This window comes from Mesorhizobium ciceri WSM4083, from assembly GCF_000519305.1.
In the GTDB taxonomy this organism is placed as follows: Bacteria; Pseudomonadota; Alphaproteobacteria; order Rhizobiales; family Rhizobiaceae; genus Mesorhizobium; species Mesorhizobium ciceri_B.
The window spans coordinates 281079-297314 of sequence record NZ_JAFG01000005.1 but is presented as its reverse complement, the minus strand read 5'-3'; the positions used below and the strand labels follow the sequence as shown (position 1 = coordinate 297314).

The window sequence follows — 16236 nt, the reverse complement described above, 5'->3', positions numbered from 1 at the left end:
GCGGACGGCAAGGCCCACTGTCCCGGCGAGAGCAGGGAATGGTTCAAGTTGGCCGTCCCTTGCTTTGCGAAGCAGGAACACCGATGCGACAGGTACTGACCTCTTTTCTGGCCTTGCACTGGGCGATTGTTTTCGCCCTGCTTGCGCTCATCTGCATCGACGGAAACCGGGGTGTGGCGGCGGCGCTCGGCGTGCTGGGTGCCACAAACGAGGGTACCCGCTTCGTCGACCTCGACAATTTCGTTGTCGTGGCGCCGCTCGCCACCGCATTGCTTGTCGTCGCGGTTCTGTTTTTCTGGGCCTTTGTCGAAGCCCTGGTCAACGACGCGACCAGTGCGGGCGCCGACAGCGTTGCCCGCATCGCCTTCATCTGCGCGTCCGGCGTGTTGTCGCTGATCGTCATCGGTGGCGCCGTACAAGGCATCAACGGGCTGTTCATGGCTGTCGCCGTGCAACTGGCGGCACTTCTGGCGTCCTATGTCGCCATGCTTGCCGAGCGGCGGTCCGTGGTTGCGGCAGCGGCTTCCGGCGAAAGCGAGATCCATGCCGTCGCGCACGGTATGGCAAAAGCCGCGGCCCACAATTCACTGCTTTCACTCATATCGGGCCGAACGGTGTCCAAGACCGGCTCCCATCCCAGGGGAGGCCGCTGATGCGCTACATCTTCGGATTCTGGGCGGCGCCGATGGCGATTTTCTGGGGCTGGTTCTATCTGTCGGCCAATGACATCAATTTCGGCTACACGATGCTCAGCCGACAGATGCACGACTTCTTCTTCCAGCTCTATGGTCAGATGCTCGGCATCGATCCGGCGATCATTCCCGGCATGGTGGCGAAGACCTGCGTCTTCGACGGCTTGCTGCTGATGGCGCTTTGGGCCTTCCGCCGTCGCCGCGAAATCGCCGGCTGGGTCAGACAGCGCTGGGCGGCTCCGGTTCCGTTCGAGCGGATGCGTGGAGCGACTGAAGCCGGTCCAAAACTCCCTGCAGAATAAACGCGGCTGCCGCCGAATCGATCTTGCCGGCGCGCTTGCGGCGCGAGAAATCCATCTCGATCAGCGTCCTTTCGGCCGCGACCGTCGATAGTCTCTCATCCCAGAGGACGAAGGGAAGGTCGCTCATCTGTGCCATGTTGCGAACGAAGGCGCGCGATTTCTGCGCACGCGGCCCTTCCGAACCGTCCATATTGATCGGCAGCCCAATCACCACCGCGCCGGCGTTCTCCTTGTGCAGCAAGGCGAGCAGCACCGCCGCATCGAGCGAAAATTTCCTTCGCATGATGACCGGACGCGGATGGGCGAAGGAAAATCTCTGGTCCGAGACCGCGACGCCGATCGTCTTGTCGCCGAGGTCCAGTCCCGCCAGCGTCTTGCCGCCGGTCAGCCGCGCCGGCAATTCCTCGATCGTGATAATGCCCACCGGCGGTCCTTCGCCTTTCACCACCACGTGTTTTGTCAAACGCGTGGTGGACACAGTAACCCTTTGATCTCGGGGCCATCGGCGTTCTATCCTTTGGCAAGCCAAAAATCGAGGAATGCATTCATGAAACTGACCTGGTACGGCCACTCGGCCTTTCGCATCGAGACCGCTGATGCCAAGATCCTCATCGATCCCTATCTGATCGGCAATCCGTCCTGGACGGGCGGCTGGGAGGGCCCGGCCGAGGGGATCACGCATGTGTTGCTGACGCATGGCCACAGCGATCACATCAGCGGCGCCGTGGAAGTGCTCGGCAAAAGCGGCGCGCAGCTCGTCGCCAATTTCGAGATCTGCATGTATCTGGTCGGCAAGGGCGTCAGCGACAAGAAGATCAATCCCGGCAACATCGGCGGCACCGTCGATTGCCGCGGCTTCACCACCACTTTCGTCCAGGCGCTGCATTCATCTTCATTTCCCGGCGATGGCGGCCAGAACACTTATCTCGGCAATCCCGGCGGCCTCGTCCTGCATTTCCCGGAAGACAAGACGCTCTACCACATGGGCGACACCGACATCTTCTCCGACATGGCGCTGATCAACGAGTTGCACGAGCCGAAGATTGGCATTGTGCCGATCGGCGACCGCTTCACCATGGGCGGCGCGGTGGCGGCACTTGCCTGCCGGCGCTTCTTCAAATTCGACACCGTGGTTCCCTGTCACTTCGGCACCTTTCCGATGATCGATCCGACCGCCGACAAGTTCGAGGCCGGCATGGAAGGATCCGGCATCAAGGTGGCTTTGCCCAAGATTGGCGAGACGATTACGATTTAGAAGCAGCCAAAATGGAATGAAACCATGGCTTTGAGGCAATCTTTTTGCGTTTCCATACTGGTCGCGGCGTCGCCCGCGCTCGCCGCGGATGATTTCATCGAGGGCGTCTACCTGCAATCCGAGGAGCTTTGCAAACAGGCCCAAAAGGACACGCTGCAAACGCTGATCGACGCCGGCAACATCGTGCTTTCGGCGCACGGCCTGCAGAGCGTCGAATACAATTGCGAATTCCTGCAGATCAGCAAGGCGGCGGCGTCGCCAAGCTGGGCGGTGACGGCCATCTGCCAGGAACCGGGCTATGTCTTCCCGGATGTCCTCTCGGTGACGCAAATGAACGCCAAGCAGATCGATCTCGTGTCGGTCCGGCCGACCGCTGACGAAGGCGAGGCGAGCGGCAATGGCGGCAGCTACTATCTCTGCGAGGGCGTTACCCTGCCGTAGACAGCATCTTGCGCGCGATCGGTGGCCAAAAAGTAGGCCGCCGCCACAGCCTGGCCTCTCGCACGATGCATGTTGCGCAGCGCGCGCTGCGCCGCTATAGCCCGAACTGGTTTTCCCCGAGGCAAAAACATGTCCGTAGATCTTCAGACTGTGAAGCGCGTCGCGCATCTCGCCCGCATCGCGGTGAGCGAGGAAGATGCCGAACGGATGACCGGCGAGCTGAACGCCATTCTGGGCTTCGTCGAACAGCTGAACGAGGTCGATGTTTCCGGCGTCGAGCCGATGACCTCGGTGACGCCGATGGACATGAAGAAGCGCAGCGATGTCGTCACCGACGGCGGCAAGGCAGCCGACATCGTCGCCAACGCGCCGGCGACCGAAGAGAATTTCTTCCTCGTGCCGAAGGTCGTGGAGTAAACCGGCCGATGGCAATCGACATCGCCGTTGAAACGCCACTGCAGGACGACGTGCGCGGTCTGGTCGAGGAACTCAACGAGACCTTGCTCGAACTGACGCCACCGGAGCATTGCTACCATTTGACGGTCGAGCAGATGGCCGGTGTGGATACGACCGTTTTCATCGCCCGCGACAACGGCCTGGCCATCGGCTGCGGCGCGCTGAAACGCCATGACGGCGCCATCGGCGAGGTCAAGCGCATGTACATCAGGCCTTCGTATCGCGGGCAGAAGATCGGCGCGAAAATCGTCGAGCGGGTCGAGGCGCTGGCGCGCAATGAGGGGTTGAAGCGCCTGGTGCTGGAGACGGGCGATCGTCATCCCGCGGCGTGGACTGTCTACGAACGCGCCGGGTTTTCGCGCTGCGGCCCGGTGCTGGATTATCCCGATTCCGAGTGGTCGGTGTTTTACGAAAAGAGCCTTTGATGAGCGACCTGACCCATCTGACGATTTCACAGGCCCGCGCCAAGCTGCGTGGCAAGGAAATCACCGCGACCGAGATCACCGAGGCCTATCTCTCGGCCATCGATCGCGCCAATCCTGCGCTCAATGCCTACGTCGCGGTGACAGGCGACAAGGCGCGCGACATGGCCAAGGCGTCCGACGCAAGGCTGGTCAAGGGCGAGGGCGGTGCGCTGGAAGGCATCCCGCTTGGGATCAAGGATCTGTTCGGCACCGAAGGCGTCCATACGCAGGCCTGCAGTCATGTGCTCGACGGGTTCAAGCCGCGCTACGAATCGACCGTTACGTCAAATCTGTGGGCCGACGGCGCCGTTATGCTCGGCAAACTCAACATGGACGAGTTCGCCATGGGCTCGTCCAACGAGACGTCCTACTATGGCCCGGTCATCAATCCGTGGCGGCGTTCGCGCCTCGACACGGTGGTGATGCCGACGACGCATCAGGGCGACGGCGGCTTCGTCTCGGCCGGCGGCACCAGGACCGCGCGCAGCTTGGACAATGCGCAGCTGGTGCCGGGGGGGTCTTCCGGCGGTTCGGCCACGGCAGTCTCGGCCTTCCTGTGTGCCGGCGCGACCGCGACGGATACTGGCGGCTCGATCCGCCAGCCAGCCGCCTTCACCGGCACGGTCGGCATCAAGCCGACCTATGGCCGCTGCTCGCGTTGGGGCATCGTCGCCTTCGCCTCGTCGCTCGACCAGGCCGGACCGATCGCGCGCGACGTACGCGACGCCGCGATCCTGTTGAAGTCGATGGCCTCCGTCGATCCGAAGGACACGACCTCGGTCGACCGGCCGGTGCCGGACTATGAGGCGGCGATCGGCAAGCCCATCAAGGGCATGAAGGTCGGCATTCCCCGGGAATACCGCGTCGACGGCATGCCTGAAGAGATCGAGGCGCTGTGGCAGAAGGGCATTGCCTGGCTGAAGGACGCCGGCGCTGAGATCGTCGACATCTCCCTGCCGCATACGAAATACGCGCTGCCCGCCTATTACATCGTGGCGCCCGCCGAGGCTTCGTCCAACCTCGCCCGCTATGATGGCGTTCGCTACGGCTTGCGCGTGCCGGGCAAGGACATCGTCGACATGTACGAAAAGACCCGCGCCGCGGGTTTCGGCCGCGAGGTCAAGCGCCGCATCATGATCGGCACCTATGTGCTGTCGGCCGGCTACTACGACGCCTACTATCTGCAGGCGCAGAAGGTGCGCAATCTGATCAAGCGGGATTTCGAGACGGTCTTTGCCGCCGGCGTCGATGTCATCCTGACCCCGGCAACGCCGTCCGCCGCCTTCGGCGTCGCCGATGAGGACATGGCTGCCGATCCGGTCAAGATGTACCTCAATGACATCTTCACCGTCACGGTGAACATGGCCGGCCTGCCGGGCATCGCCGTGCCCGCCGGGCTCGACGCCAAGGGCCTGCCGCTCGGGCTGCAGCTGATCGGCCGGCCGTTCGACGAGGAAACGCTGTTCCAGACCGCCGCCGTCATCGAGCAGGCCGCAGGCACGTTCCAGCCGGAGAAGTGGTGGTAGGGACGTCGCTCGTCTAGCGCATGCCCTGAAAGTCGGAATCGATTTTCGGAAGGATCCTGCGCAAAATCAAAGTGTTAGCGTCCTTTGAGCGCCCACGCCCGCGCGGCGCTGCAATGGGGTGAGCGATGTTCTTCTACCTGTCCAAGATATTCTGGTTCTTCATCCAGCCGCTGAACCTGGCGATCTTCCTGCTGCTGGCGGGATTGCTCGCGGCCATGATCGGGCGCCGGCGGCTGGCGGCCACCGGCAGCGTGCTGGCATTTCTGATCCTTGCGCTGTCAGCGTGGACGTCGCTGGGCGCGATGATGCTCAATCCGCTGGAAGAGCGCTTCGCGCGCCCGCCGCTGCCGGAAAAGGTCGACGGCATCGTCGTGCTCGGCGGCGGCTTCGAGGGCGCCATCAATCTGGCGCGCGGCGGCTATGAGCTGAACAGCAGCGGCGATCGGATGGTCGAGACCGCGATTCTCGCCCGGCGCTTTCCCACCGCCAAGGTGGTCGTCTCCGGCGGCACCGGCGCGTTGTTTCTCGAAGGCGAGGGCGACGCCGCCACGGCCCCCCGCTTGCTCATCGCGCTCGGCGTGGCCGCCGATCGTCTGATCCTGGAGAACAAGTCCCGCAACACCTATGAGAACGCGGTCTTCACCAAGGAGTTGGTAACGCCGAAGCTCGGCGAGACCTGGCTGCTGGTGACCTCGGCCTTCCATATGCCGCGCGCCAAGGCGCTGTTCGACAAGGCCGGCTTTGCGACTGTTCCCTGGCCGGTCGACTATCGCACCTCGGGCAAAGAAGGCATCGGGCTATTCCGCGACAATCCAGCCGATTCGCTGCAGGCCACCACCATGACCATCCGCGAATGGATCGGGCTTTTTGCCTATTGGCTGTCAGGCCGGATCGATCAGCCTTTTCCAGGCGGCTGACCGATCACCGCCTGCCTGGCGGCCGAGAAGAACTGGCGCCGCACCAGAACGGCCAGCAGCAACAGCGTCGACAACACGAACACCATGGGGTCGACGAACCAGCCGAGATAACCGATCGAGAAGAACACCCCGCGCAGACCGGAGTTGAAGTGCTTTCCGGCCAGCATGTTCATTTGCGCCGCACGCCACACCGCCGTTTCGGTGACCGGATTGCGTGAGGCTTCGCCATGCGGGATCGGCACGGCGCCGATCAGGATCGTGCAATAGTTGAACAGTCGGTACGCCCAGCCGAATTTAAAGAACGAAAACGCCAGGATCAGCACCAGCCCGAACACCTTTATCTGGAAGGCCGCGCGCGACGGCGGGCCACCCAGGGGCAGGTCGCTGAGCACTTCAAGAACCCGGTCGGACGCGCCGAGCAGGGCAAAGCAGCCACCGATGGCGATCAGCGAGCTGGAGGCGAAGAAGGCGGTGCCTTGCTGCAGCCCGCTCATGATGGCGGTGTCGACGATGCGGATCTCGCGCTCGGCCATGGTCCGCATCCAGGCTTGCCGCTGTGCATTCATTGCCGTCGTCAGCGACACGCGGCTGACCAGCTTGCCGTCGGAGGCGAACGTGTGCAGCAGCCACGCGACGAGGAAGAAGGCCAGCGCCGCGAAATCGGCTGTCGAAAGATCGAGGGAATCGCCCATGGTCTGAATTTATCACATTCAGCGCGATCGCTTCGATGTCCGCATACAGCGATCGTACCAATGTCGCTGCCGGAGCAAACAAGGTCGGCGGGTGCAGCGCCGCGATTTCCAAAAGAGCGGAAACATCGTGGGAATTCCTATATATAGTCCTCGACCTGACTCCAGGAGACAACGCCGCGTGTTCCTTTCGGTTTTCGACCTGTTCAAGATCGGCATAGGACCCTCGAGTTCGCACACGATGGGGCCGATGACCGCCGCTGCGCGGTTTCTCGACGAGGTCGCGGGAAATGACTGGCCGCGTCCGGCGGGCGTCAACGTTGACCGGCTTGGCGCGAGCCTGCACGGGTCACTCGCCTACACCGGTATTGGCCACGGCAGTGATCGCGCCGTCATGCTCGGCCTTGCCGGTCTGACGCCGCAGACGGTCGATCCCGACCAGGCCGATGGCATTGCCGGCCGCATCGCCGCCGAAAAGCGCATTTCGCCGCCCGGCCATCCCGCCTATCGCTTCGATCCGGACACCGATCTGGTGCTGGACCGCAAGACGCCGCTCACCGGTCACGCCAACGGCATGGCGTTCTACGCCTATGATGCCGGCGGCCGCCTGCTGCTCAAGCGCATCTATTACTCGATCGGCGGCGGTTTCGTCGTTTCGGAAGAAGAACTGCAGCGGATGAAAGCCAAGGGTTCGGTGACGACCGAAGGCAAGAAAGTGCCTTATCCCTTCAAGAACGCGGTCGAGATGCTGGCGATGGCCGGCAAAAGCGGTCTCTCCATCGCCGATATGAAACGCGTCAACGAGGAGACGCAGATGTCGCGCGAGGCGCTCGACGCCGGCCTCGACGGCATCTGGAGCGCCATGAAGGGCTGTATCGACCGAGGCCTGTCGCAGGACGGCATCATGCCGGGCGGGCTGAAGGTGCGCCGGCGTGCCCGCATGCTGCACGACAAGCTGCAGGAGCAGTGGCAGCAGAACAAGCCCAATCCCTTGCTCGCCAATGACTGGCTGTCGATCTACGCCATGGCGGTGAACGAGGAAAATGCCGCCGGTGGTCGCGTCGTCACCGCTCCGACCAATGGTGCGGCCGGCACGCTGCCGGCGGTGCTTCGTTACTGGCTGCATTTCCATCCCGAGGCCGACCAGCCGAGCATTCGCGATTTCCTGCTGACGGCCGCAGCCGTTGGCGGCATCATCAAGACCAACGCTTCGATCTCCGGCGCCGAGGTCGGCTGTCAGGGCGAGGTCGGGTCGGCATCGGCGATGGCGGCGGCCGGCCTGTGCGCCGTCATGGGCGGCACGCCCGAGCAGGTCGAGAATGCCGCCGAGATCGCGCTCGAACATCATCTCGGCATGACCTGCGATCCGGTCGGCGGGCTGGTGCAGGTGCCGTGCATAGAACGCAATGCGCTGGGCGCGGTCAAGGCGGTGACCGCAGCGTCACTGGCCATCAAGGGCGACGGCATCCATTTCGTACCGCTCGATGCGGCGATCGAGACCATGCGCCAGACCGGCCTCGACATGAACGAGAAGTACAAGGAAACCAGCCTTGGCGGGCTTGCAGTCAACGTCGTGGAGTGCTGAAGGCTGGCCTAAACCGCCACTGTGGAGAAGTCGATCCGGTCGTTGACGCGTTCGCGTGCGGGACTAACCTTAAGCGATGTCTCTCAATCTCATAAAACTCTGTGTCGGCTGCGACAGCGTCGAGGATCTCGAAGAGTGGATCGCCTTCCGCCTCGACGAGCGGCGGCGCGCCGGTGAGCCGGTCGAGCAATATCACACCACCCGCATGATGCCGACGCGCGGCGCCGAGGTCACCGATGGCGGTTCGCTCTATTGGGTGATCAAAGGCAATGTGCAGTGCCGCCAGTTGATCACCGAAATCCGGCCGTTCACCGACAGCGAAGGCATCGGCCGCTGTCACCTGATTCTCGACCCCGAGGTTGTACGCACCGACTGGCAGCCGCGCCGGGCTTTTCAGGGCTGGCGCTACCTGAAGCCGGCGGATGCGCCGCTCGATCTGGGCAAGGGCAAGGCCGGATTGATCGAGATGCCGCCTAAACTCAGGCGCGAGCTTGCCGATCTGGGCCTGCTCTGACCCCAGGTGGCATCGCCGTCTGGCCCTTCGTGCCACCCGATGTGGGGCTTGCAAGCGATGTGGCAACGCCACATCTTGTTTTTCATGAGCGATAAGAAGCAGCCCGTGCCCGCGAGGGCCGATCCTGCGCCGATCAAGCCTCAATCCAACGCCGGCGAGATCGACGCCTTCATCCGTCAGGCGAGGACACTTGCCGCCTCGGCGACCGGTTCAGGCAGGCTGATCCTTGCCCTCGACGCGACGATGAGCCGCCAGCCGACCTGGGATCTGGCCTGCACGCTGCAGGGCCAGATGTTCGACGCCGTCGGCAAGGCCGGAACCCTCAGCGTGCAACTGGTTTATTTTCGTGGTCTCGAAGAGTGCCGTTCGTCGGCTTTCGTGAGCGACACCAATGCCTTGAAGCAGCTGATGACGCGGATCGAATGCCGCAGCGGCCACACCCAGATCGGCAAGGTCCTGACGCATGCGTTGAAACAGACGGCGGCCGCCAAGGTCAATGCGCTGGTCTACATCGGCGACGCGATGGAAGAGAATATCGACGATCTGGCCGAAAAGGCCGGCAGCCTCGGCCTTCATGGCGTTCCTGTCTTCGTGTTTCAGGAAGGCCATGATTCCGACGCCGAAAAGGCGTTCAAAGAGATTGCGCGGCTTTCCAAGGGGGCTTGGTTCCGATTTGATCGGCGGGCTGCCGCGACCTTGGCAGGGCTGCTTTCGGCCGTCGCCGTGTATGCGACCGGCGGGTTGAAGGCGCTCGAAGCCAGGGGCAGGCCGGAAGACCGGCTGATGATCGAGCATCTGCGGGGCGGCGGAAAATAATGGGCGCAATCATCGCTTTTGTAGCGTTGCTTCTGCTGCTTCTCGGCGCGGTGACGATCTTTCTGCGTGCCGAGCCGGCGAAACTGGCGAGCACGCTGCGAACGCTCGGGCCGGCTCTTCTGGCAGTTGTCGGCGTCGCCGTGCTTGTGGTCGGCCGTGAAGGCATCGGCGGCATGATCCTCACCGCGGCATTTGCCTGGTATGGTTCCATGCGCATGAAACGCCAGCCGGCCGGGCTTGCACCGGGCAAACGCTCGACGGTGCGCACAGCGGCATTGGAAATGGAGCTCGATCACGATACCGGCGGCCTCGAAGGACTGGTACTGGCTGGCCGCCACGAAGGCAAGATGCTTGGCGCGATGGGGCTGGCGGAATTGCAACACCTCTACCGCGAACTCTCCAGCGATCCGGAGAGCCGACAGCTGCTAGAGACGTATCTTGACGGCAGATTTCCCGTCTGGCGCAAAAACGCTGAGACGAACGGTGGCGAAGGGCTGGGTGTTACGCCAGGTCCGGGCGCCATGACTAAGGAGGAGGCCTACAAGGTCCTTGGTCTTGAAGCGGGGGCCGCCGCGGCGGATGTCCGCAAGGCGCACCGCCGCCTGATGCAGCGCCTGCACCCCGATGTCGGCGGCACGTCTTTCCTGGCGGCGCGGATTAACGAAGCCAAGGACGTCTTGCTCTCCAATCACAACTAGTCTCCTTCGATGCAGAACTTTTCCGGGAGATGACTTGCACGCCGTCCTACTGCTGGACGGCGTAGCACTCGATGTTCTTCTTCTTCAAAGCGGTGCAGGCCTTCCAGGCCGCGGTCTTCGAACCGAAGCCGCCGAAGCGGGCGCGGTAGTAGGTGACGCCGTCCTTGTCGAAGGCGACGGTGAAGCCGGACGCGTCGGCCAGCACCTTGGGTGCCTGCTTGGTGGTCTTGTCGAGGAAGGCCTGGGCCTCTGACTGCTTTGGCGACGAGGCGACCTGAATGGCCCAGCCCGACGGCACCGACGCGGTGTTGACCGGGTCGACAGCCGCCGGCGTCGGCTCGGCATAGGCCGCTACCACCTGCGCCGTCGCGACCTCGGGGGCTGAAACGATGACGGTCTTGACCTTTCTGGTCTTGACGACGGGAGCTGCTTCCTCGGCCCGCGCGGTATCGTCTTCGGCGACCGTGGCGTCCTCGGCAACGATGGCATCGTCCTGCGCTATGACAGGCTTGTCGTCCGGTGTCGGAGCGTCATGCTTGGGCAGGAGAACCTTGGCGAGGGCGGTGATCGGGTTGTTGTCACCGGCCTTGGCGACCAGATCGCCACCACCGCGAGTCGATGCCCTCGGCAGATAGGTGTTGATCAGGCTGGCCATCTGATTGTCGCGGCTGCCGCCCGAGGTGCCGCCCATGACCACGCCGACGATGCGGCGATTGCCGTCGGAAACCGACGAGACGAGGTTGAAGCCGGAGGCGCGGGTGTAGCCCGTCTTGATGCCGTCGACACCCTTGATGCGTCCAAGCAGGCGGTTGTGGCCGTTGATGCGCTTGCGCCCGTAGAGAAAGGAGCGCTGCGAGAAATAGCCGTAATACTGCGGAAAATGCTCGCGCAGCGCGATGCCGAGCGTCGCCATGTCGCGCGCGGTGGTGAACTGGCCGGGGTCGGGCAGGCCATTGGCGTTTCGGAACACGGTGCCGTTCATGCCCAGCGCACGTGCCTTGGCCGTCATCATGCGGGCAAAAGTGGTTTCATTGCCGCCGAGCATTTCGCCGAGCGCGGTGGCCGAGTCGTTCGCCGATTTGGTGACGATCGACAGGATCGCGGTCTCGACCGTGACGGAACCACCCGGCTTCACGCCAAGTTTCGTCGGCGCCTCGGCGGAAGCCTTGGCGGAAAACACCACTGGCGTGTTCCTGCTGATCTTGCCCTTCGCCATAGCTTCGAAGGTCAGGTACAGCGTCATCATCTTGGTCAGCGAAGCCGGGTAGCGCCTGCCGTTGGCATCTGCGGAGTAAAGCACCTTGCCGGTCTTGGCATCCACGACGATGGCCGCCTGCCTGGCCGCCAGCGACGAGGCAACGTCGCCAAAAACGAATGTCATCGCCAAGGCGATGATCATCATCGTTTTGAGAGGGGAGGTGGATTTGGAAACGATGCCCAACAACGCCTTACGCACTGGTACTTCCCTTGGATTTCTTCGTTGCGTTGGAGGCGGCAAAGGGTCCTGCCTCGCTTCCGGTCAAGCTACCGGCGCAGCGTTACCAATCCGTTTATGGTAACCGCCGCGTTCACCATTTTCTTCGGGTTTGAAGCTCTCTTTATTCGATTTTTAGCCATTGGCTGCGCAGGCGGGTCCGCAAGCCCGCGAAATCTTGACTTTTGTGCGGCGCACAATATATTATCTTGCATTGCACAAGGGCGCCCCGAAGAAGGACGCCTCAACCGTCAAGGGAATCGTGAAATGACCCAGACCTATGAGGACTTCAGCAAATACGGCAAAGAGTTCGCCGACACCGGATTGAAGAGCTTCGCGTCGCTGTCCAAGGGCGCGCAGGCGATTGCCACTGAGGCTGGTGAATACACCAAGAAGAGTTTTGAAACCGGCAGCGCCACTGTGGAGAAGCTGTTTTCAGCCAAGTCGCTGGAAAAGGCGATCGAGATCCAGTCGGACTACGCCAAGCAGTCCTATGAGGCGTTCGTCGCCGAGGCGACCAAGATCGGCGATCTCTATGCCGAACTCGCCAAGGAAGCTTACAAGCCATTCGAATCGATCGTTGCCAAGGCGAAGTAATTTCGCCCGGGCGAACTGATTTCGCCTGACGTGACCCGGATTCAGCCTTTGAACCCGAGAAAAAGCCCGGCCACGGAAACGCGGCCGGGCTTTTTCGTGTCAATTTCCGTTCCAGAGCCTCGCGCCCCTTCACGATTGCGAAAATCGTCCAAGTTTGGTGACCTAGCCATATTGTCAGCTAACCAGAAGGGCTTAAAATCGTACATCGAACACCTACATGTCGAACTCGCATGGGGAATCGAAAGAGGCAGGAATACGTGACTTCAGGTTTGACTGCCACGAGACGAGTGGTGCGGATGCAAGACGGCGACGGTAACGGCAATGGGGCCGGCCGTGGGACGGCCGTCATCACGCGTACCAAAACCAAGACCAAGAAGCCCAGCCTTTATCGGGTCCTCATCCTCAACGACGACTACACTCCGATGGAGTTCGTGGTTCACGTGCTGGAGCGTTTTTTCCAGAAGGATCGCGAAGCCGCCACACGCATCATGCTTCATGTTCACAATCATGGAGTGGGCGAGTGCGGGGTCTATACATTCGAGGTGGCCGAGACCAAAGTGTCCCAGGTCATGGATTTCGCCCGACAGAATCAGCATCCGCTGCAATGCGTGATGGAGAAGAAGTGAGGTAACATGCCGGCTTTCTCCCAAGGCCTGGAAAAGGCGCTTCACCAGGCGCTGACGCTCGCCAATGAGCGGCACCATGAATATGCAACCCTAGAACATCTGCTGCTCGCGCTCATCGACGACACCGAGGCGGCCGCCGTCATGCGCGCCTGCAATGTCGATCTCGATGAGCTCAAGCACACGGTTCTCACCTATATCGACACCGAGCTCGACAATCTCGTCACCGGTTACGACGAGGACTCCAAGCCGACCGCCGGTTTCCAGCGCGTCATCCAGCGCGCGGTGATCCATGTGCAGTCGTCCGGCCGCGAGGAGGTTTCGGGCGCCAACGTGCTCGTCGCCATCTTCGCCGAGCGCGAGAGCCATGCCGCCTATTTCCTGCAGGAACAGCAGATGACCCGCTACGACGCGGTCAACTACATCTCGCACGGCATTGCCAAGCGTCCGGGCGCGTCGGAGACACGCTCGCCGCGCGGTGCCGACGACGAGCAGGGCGGCCAGAACGGCGCCGAGCCGCAAGAGGAAGGCGGCAAGAAGAAGCAGCAGCAGGACGCGCTGACGGCTTATTGCGTCAATCTCAACAACAAGGCCAAGGCCGGCAAGATCGATCCGCTGATCGGCCGCGAATCCGAGATCAACCGCACCATCCAGGTGCTGTGCCGCCGTTCCAAGAACAACCCGCTCTATGTCGGTGACCCCGGCGTCGGCAAGACTGCGATCGCCGAGGGCCTGGCCAAGCGCATCGTCGAGGGCGACGTTCCCGAAGTGCTGCACAATGCCACCATCTTCGCGCTCGACATGGGCACGCTGCTCGCCGGCACGCGCTATCGCGGTGATTTCGAGGAACGGCTGAAGCAGGTCGTCAAGGAGCTCGAGGATTATCCTGGCGCCGTGCTGTTCATCGACGAGATCCACACGGTGATCGGGGCAGGGGCTACTTCAGGCGGCGCCATGGATGCGTCCAACCTGTTGAAGCCGGCGCTGTCGTCGGGTGCGATCCGCTGCATCGGCTCGACCACCTACAAGGAATTCCGCCAGTTCTTCGAGAAGGACCGTGCCTTGGTGCGGCGCTTCCAGAAGATCGACGTCAACGAGCCCACCATTGAGGACGCCATCGAGATCATGAAGGGCCTCAAGCCCTATTATGAGGAGTTCCACAAGGTGAAGTTCACCAACGAGGCGATCAAGGCCTCGGTGGAACTGTCGGCACGTTACATCAACGACCGCAAGCTGCCGGATAAGGCGATCGACGTGATCGACGAGACCGGCGCCTCGCAGATGCTGGTGCCGGAAGCCAAGCGCAAGAAGACCATCGGCATCAAGGAGATCGAGGCGACGATCGCCACCATGGCCCGCATCCCGCCGAAGACGGTTTCAGCCGATGACGAGAAGGTGCTGCAAGGTCTCGATATCGAGCTGAAGCGCGTCGTCTATGGCCAGGACACGGCAATCAGTGCGCTGACCTCGGCGATCAAGCTGGCGCGTGCCGGCCTGCGCGAACCGGAGAAGCCGATCGGCTCCTACCTGTTCTCGGGTCCGACCGGCGTCGGCAAGACCGAAGTTGCCAAGCAGTTGGCCGCGTCGCTCGGCGTCGAGCTGATCCGCTTCGACATGTCGGAATATATGGAGCGCCACACCGTCTCGCGGCTGATCGGCGCGCCTCCCGGCTATGTCGGCTTCGACCAGGGCGGTCTTTTGACGGACGGCGTCGACCAGCATCCGCACTGCGTGCTGTTACTCGATGAGGTCGAGAAGGCGCATCCGGACCTGTTCAACATCCTGTTGCAGGTTATGGACCATGGCAAGCTGACCGACCACAACGGCAAGCAGATCGACTTCCGCAATGTGATCCTGATCATGACCACCAATGCGGGTGCGTCGGATGCGCAGCGCGCGGCGATCGGCTTCGGCTCGACCAAGCGCGAAGGCGATGATGTCGAGGCGATCAACCGGCTGTTCACGCCGGAGTTCCGCAACCGTCTCGATGCGATCATCCCGTTCGGCTCGCTGCCGGTGCCGGTCATCCATCAGGTGGTGCAGAAGTTCGTCATGCAGTTGGAGGCCCAGCTTTCCGAGCGTGGCGTCACCTTCGATCTGTCGGCGGATGCGATCGCCTGGCTCGCCGACAAGGGCTATGATGAGCGCATGGGAGCGCGGCCGCTTGGCCGTGTGATCCAGGAGCACATCAAGAAGCCGTTGGCTGACGAGGTGCTGTTCGGCAAGCTCAAGAAGGGCGGCACGGTGCGCGTCACCGTCGAGAAGAAGGAAACCGGCGAGACCGGCCTGAAGCTCGAATCGCTGGCCGACGAGGCGCCGGTGAAGCCGAAGAAGGAAGAGCCGGAAGAAACGCCGAAGCCCAGAAAGGCCGTAGCGAAGAAGCCGGCGGCCAAGAAGCTGGCGGCGCCGAAGCCCGAAGCCAAGGGCAAGGACGGCGGCAAGCGCAGCCTGGTGCCACAACTGCCCCGAAAGAACTAAGCTCTACGAAAGTCGAAAAAGCCCCGGAGACGGGGCTTTTTTATTGAAGCGAGGAACACATGGCCGGGCAGATCATCGTCCTGAACGGTGCGCCGCGATCGGGAAAAACAAGCGTCGCCAAGGCTATTCAGGAGCGCTTCGATGGCGTCTGGATCAATCTTGGCGTCGACGTCTACGAGCAGGCTACACCGGCACGCTATCGGCCCGGGATAGGATTGCGGCCCGGTGGCGAGCGTCCGGACCTTGAGGCCCTCGTGCCCGGATTGTACGCCGCGCTCTACGAATCGATCGCCGCCCACAGCCGGCTGGGGCTGAATGTCGTGGCGGATGTCGGCCATCACGATGCCTATTCGAAGCCACTTCACATTCTGGCCGATTGCGCGCGCCGGCTTGTAGGTCTGCCGGTGCTGTTTGTCGGTGTTCGCTGCCCGCTGGAAATCATCATGGAAAGGCGTGCGGCCAGCGCTGCAGACAAGGGATATGTAACCGGCTCAGCGGACGATCCGCTGCCGTTGCCGGTGCGCCTGTGGCAGGAAGAGGTGCACCGGCCGGGCGTGTACGATCTGGAAGTCGATACCTCGCTCCTGAGCCCGGAGCAGTGCGCGGATGCGATCCGGCGACGGCTGGAGCAAGGCATCGCTCGGCCCAGCGCGATTGAGCAACTGGCTCAAACCGCAACCGATTAAGACGGTTTCGCAAGCGGACATGC

The 16236-nt window shown here is 62.5% G+C and carries 19 protein-coding genes; 16 read left to right on the top strand and 3 right to left on the bottom strand.

Going from position 1 to position 16236, the window contains the following annotated elements:
- Nucleotides 1-83 precede the first annotated feature (83 nt).
- The gene (locus MESCI2_RS0111280; protein WP_027036689.1) at nucleotides 84-653 is read left to right on the top strand and encodes a hypothetical protein; all 570 of its coding nucleotides are present in this window, start codon (nucleotides 84-86) and stop codon (nucleotides 651-653) included.
- Entirely contained in the window at nucleotides 653-994 is a 342-nt protein-coding gene (locus tag MESCI2_RS0111275; RefSeq protein WP_027036688.1) for a DUF6105 family protein, read from the top strand. Before MESCI2_RS0111280 ends, MESCI2_RS0111275 begins: the two co-directional genes overlap by 1 nt.
- Here MESCI2_RS0111275 and ruvX read toward each other — a convergent pair.
- Complete coding sequence (ruvX, locus tag MESCI2_RS0111270; RefSeq protein ID WP_027036687.1) at nucleotides 912-1418, bottom strand: Holliday junction resolvase RuvX; 507 nt, start codon at nucleotides 1416-1418, stop codon at nucleotides 912-914. The genes MESCI2_RS0111275 and ruvX overlap by 83 nt on opposite strands.
- A gap of 123 nt (nucleotides 1419-1541) precedes the next feature.
- Between ruvX and MESCI2_RS0111265 the strand changes: the two genes are divergently transcribed.
- From MESCI2_RS0111265 to MESCI2_RS0111240, 6 genes are all read left to right on the top strand, one after another.
- Nucleotides 1542-2249: a metal-dependent hydrolase gene (locus MESCI2_RS0111265; RefSeq protein ID WP_027036686.1), complete on the top strand. Its 708-nt coding sequence runs from the start codon at nucleotides 1542-1544 to the stop codon at nucleotides 2247-2249.
- A gap of 24 nt (nucleotides 2250-2273) precedes the next feature.
- Nucleotides 2274-2690, top strand: a complete 417-nt coding sequence (locus MESCI2_RS0111260) for a hypothetical protein (RefSeq protein WP_027036685.1) — start codon at nucleotides 2274-2276, stop codon at nucleotides 2688-2690.
- Between the two features lie 129 nt (nucleotides 2691-2819).
- Complete coding sequence (gene gatC / locus MESCI2_RS0111255; protein ID WP_023812958.1) at nucleotides 2820-3107, top strand: Asp-tRNA(Asn)/Glu-tRNA(Gln) amidotransferase subunit GatC; 288 nt, start codon at nucleotides 2820-2822, stop codon at nucleotides 3105-3107.
- Nucleotides 3108-3115: 8 nt separating this feature from the next.
- Nucleotides 3116-3571: a GNAT family N-acetyltransferase gene (locus MESCI2_RS0111250; RefSeq protein ID WP_027036684.1), complete on the top strand. Its 456-nt coding sequence runs from the start codon at nucleotides 3116-3118 to the stop codon at nucleotides 3569-3571.
- The gene (locus MESCI2_RS0111245; protein ID WP_027036683.1) at nucleotides 3571-5136 is read left to right on the top strand and encodes an amidase; all 1566 of its coding nucleotides are present in this window, start codon (nucleotides 3571-3573) and stop codon (nucleotides 5134-5136) included. The genes MESCI2_RS0111250 and MESCI2_RS0111245 overlap by 1 nt, the downstream gene beginning before the upstream one ends.
- Nucleotides 5137-5261: 125 nt before the next feature.
- A complete protein-coding gene (locus tag MESCI2_RS0111240; RefSeq protein ID WP_027036682.1) occupies nucleotides 5262-6053 on the top strand; it encodes a YdcF family protein in 792 nt (263 codons plus the stop codon).
- Here the strand turns inward: MESCI2_RS0111240 and MESCI2_RS0111235 are convergent.
- Nucleotides 6032-6745, bottom strand: a complete 714-nt coding sequence (locus MESCI2_RS0111235) for a DUF599 domain-containing protein (protein ID WP_027036681.1) — start codon at nucleotides 6743-6745, stop codon at nucleotides 6032-6034. The two genes, MESCI2_RS0111240 and MESCI2_RS0111235, sit on opposite strands and share 22 nt — an antisense overlap.
- A 178-nt stretch (nucleotides 6746-6923) precedes the next feature.
- Here MESCI2_RS0111235 and MESCI2_RS0111230 point away from each other — a divergent pair, with 178 nt between their 5' ends.
- The 4 genes from MESCI2_RS0111230 to MESCI2_RS0111215 all read left to right on the top strand — a co-directional run bounded on the left by MESCI2_RS0111230 (nucleotide 6924) and on the right by MESCI2_RS0111215 (nucleotide 10355).
- Nucleotides 6924-8327: an L-serine ammonia-lyase gene (locus tag MESCI2_RS0111230; protein ID WP_027036680.1), complete on the top strand. Its 1404-nt coding sequence runs from the start codon at nucleotides 6924-6926 to the stop codon at nucleotides 8325-8327.
- A 76-nt stretch (nucleotides 8328-8403) separates the two neighbouring features.
- A complete protein-coding gene (locus MESCI2_RS0111225) occupies nucleotides 8404-8841 on the top strand; it encodes a DUF1489 family protein (RefSeq protein WP_013531780.1) in 438 nt (145 codons plus the stop codon).
- An 84-nt stretch (nucleotides 8842-8925) separates the two neighbouring features.
- Nucleotides 8926-9657 (top strand): hypothetical protein, encoded by a 732-nt coding sequence (locus MESCI2_RS0111220; RefSeq protein ID WP_027036679.1) that lies wholly within the window; start codon nucleotides 8926-8928, stop codon nucleotides 9655-9657.
- Nucleotides 9657-10355 carry a DnaJ domain-containing protein gene (locus MESCI2_RS0111215; RefSeq protein WP_027036678.1) on the top strand — a complete coding sequence of 233 codons (699 nt, stop codon included), beginning with the start codon at nucleotides 9657-9659 and terminating at the stop codon, nucleotides 10353-10355. Before MESCI2_RS0111220 ends, MESCI2_RS0111215 begins: the two co-directional genes overlap by 1 nt.
- A 46-nt stretch (nucleotides 10356-10401) precedes the next feature.
- Here MESCI2_RS0111215 and MESCI2_RS0111210 read toward each other — a convergent pair whose 3' ends face one another.
- Nucleotides 10402-11811, bottom strand: coding sequence for a D-alanyl-D-alanine carboxypeptidase (locus tag MESCI2_RS0111210; protein WP_027036677.1), 1410 nt, complete (start codon nucleotides 11809-11811; stop codon nucleotides 10402-10404).
- Nucleotides 11812-12096: 285 nt separating this feature from the next.
- Between MESCI2_RS0111210 and MESCI2_RS0111205 the strand changes: the two genes are divergently transcribed.
- The 4 genes from MESCI2_RS0111205 (at nucleotide 12097) to MESCI2_RS0111190 (ending at nucleotide 16213) form a co-directional block, all read left to right on the top strand.
- A complete protein-coding gene (locus tag MESCI2_RS0111205) occupies nucleotides 12097-12426 on the top strand; it encodes a phasin family protein (RefSeq protein ID WP_013531776.1) in 330 nt (109 codons plus the stop codon).
- Nucleotides 12427-12722: 296 nt separating this feature from the next.
- Nucleotides 12723-13052, top strand: coding sequence for an ATP-dependent Clp protease adapter ClpS (gene clpS / locus MESCI2_RS0111200; protein ID WP_023812950.1), 330 nt, complete (start codon nucleotides 12723-12725; stop codon nucleotides 13050-13052).
- A gap of 6 nt (nucleotides 13053-13058) precedes the next feature.
- Nucleotides 13059-15527 (top strand): ATP-dependent Clp protease ATP-binding subunit ClpA, encoded by a 2469-nt coding sequence (gene clpA / locus MESCI2_RS0111195; protein ID WP_027036675.1) that lies wholly within the window; start codon nucleotides 13059-13061, stop codon nucleotides 15525-15527.
- 59 nt (nucleotides 15528-15586) lie between these two features.
- Nucleotides 15587-16213, top strand: coding sequence for a chloramphenicol phosphotransferase CPT family protein (locus MESCI2_RS0111190; RefSeq protein WP_027036674.1), 627 nt, complete (start codon nucleotides 15587-15589; stop codon nucleotides 16211-16213).
- Nucleotides 16214-16236 lie beyond the last annotated feature (23 nt).

What these genes read in the sequence shown, in the direction of transcription:
- gatC (WP_023812958.1), top strand. Translation starts at nt 2,820, where the DNA reads ATGTCCGTAGATCTTCAGACTGTGAAGCGCGTCGCGCATCTCGCCCGC.
- clpA (WP_027036675.1), top strand. Translation starts at nt 13,059, where the DNA reads ATGCCGGCTTTCTCCCAAGGCCTGGAAAAGGCGCTTCACCAGGCGCTG.
- MESCI2_RS0111265 (WP_027036686.1), top strand. Translation starts at nt 1,542, where the DNA reads ATGAAACTGACCTGGTACGGCCACTCGGCCTTTCGCATCGAGACCGCT.
- MESCI2_RS0111225 (WP_013531780.1), top strand. Translation starts at nt 8,404, where the DNA reads ATGTCTCTCAATCTCATAAAACTCTGTGTCGGCTGCGACAGCGTCGAG.
- MESCI2_RS0111260 (WP_027036685.1), top strand. Translation starts at nt 2,274, where the DNA reads ATGGCTTTGAGGCAATCTTTTTGCGTTTCCATACTGGTCGCGGCGTCG.
- MESCI2_RS0111215 (WP_027036678.1), top strand. Translation starts at nt 9,657, where the DNA reads ATGGGCGCAATCATCGCTTTTGTAGCGTTGCTTCTGCTGCTTCTCGGC.
- MESCI2_RS0111190 (WP_027036674.1), top strand. Translation starts at nt 15,587, where the DNA reads ATGGCCGGGCAGATCATCGTCCTGAACGGTGCGCCGCGATCGGGAAAA.
- MESCI2_RS0111240 (WP_027036682.1), top strand. Translation starts at nt 5,262, where the DNA reads ATGTTCTTCTACCTGTCCAAGATATTCTGGTTCTTCATCCAGCCGCTG.
- MESCI2_RS0111280 (WP_027036689.1), top strand. Translation starts at nt 84, where the DNA reads ATGCGACAGGTACTGACCTCTTTTCTGGCCTTGCACTGGGCGATTGTT.
- MESCI2_RS0111245 (WP_027036683.1), top strand. Translation starts at nt 3,571, where the DNA reads ATGAGCGACCTGACCCATCTGACGATTTCACAGGCCCGCGCCAAGCTG.
- MESCI2_RS0111220 (WP_027036679.1), top strand. Translation starts at nt 8,926, where the DNA reads ATGAGCGATAAGAAGCAGCCCGTGCCCGCGAGGGCCGATCCTGCGCCG.
- MESCI2_RS0111250 (WP_027036684.1), top strand. Translation starts at nt 3,116, where the DNA reads ATGGCAATCGACATCGCCGTTGAAACGCCACTGCAGGACGACGTGCGC.
- MESCI2_RS0111205 (WP_013531776.1), top strand. Translation starts at nt 12,097, where the DNA reads ATGACCCAGACCTATGAGGACTTCAGCAAATACGGCAAAGAGTTCGCC.
- MESCI2_RS0111275 (WP_027036688.1), top strand. Translation starts at nt 653, where the DNA reads ATGCGCTACATCTTCGGATTCTGGGCGGCGCCGATGGCGATTTTCTGG.
- clpS (WP_023812950.1), top strand. Translation starts at nt 12,723, where the DNA reads ATGCAAGACGGCGACGGTAACGGCAATGGGGCCGGCCGTGGGACGGCC.
- MESCI2_RS0111235 (WP_027036681.1), bottom strand. Translation starts at nt 6,745, where the DNA reads ATGGGCGATTCCCTCGATCTTTCGACAGCCGATTTCGCGGCGCTGGCC.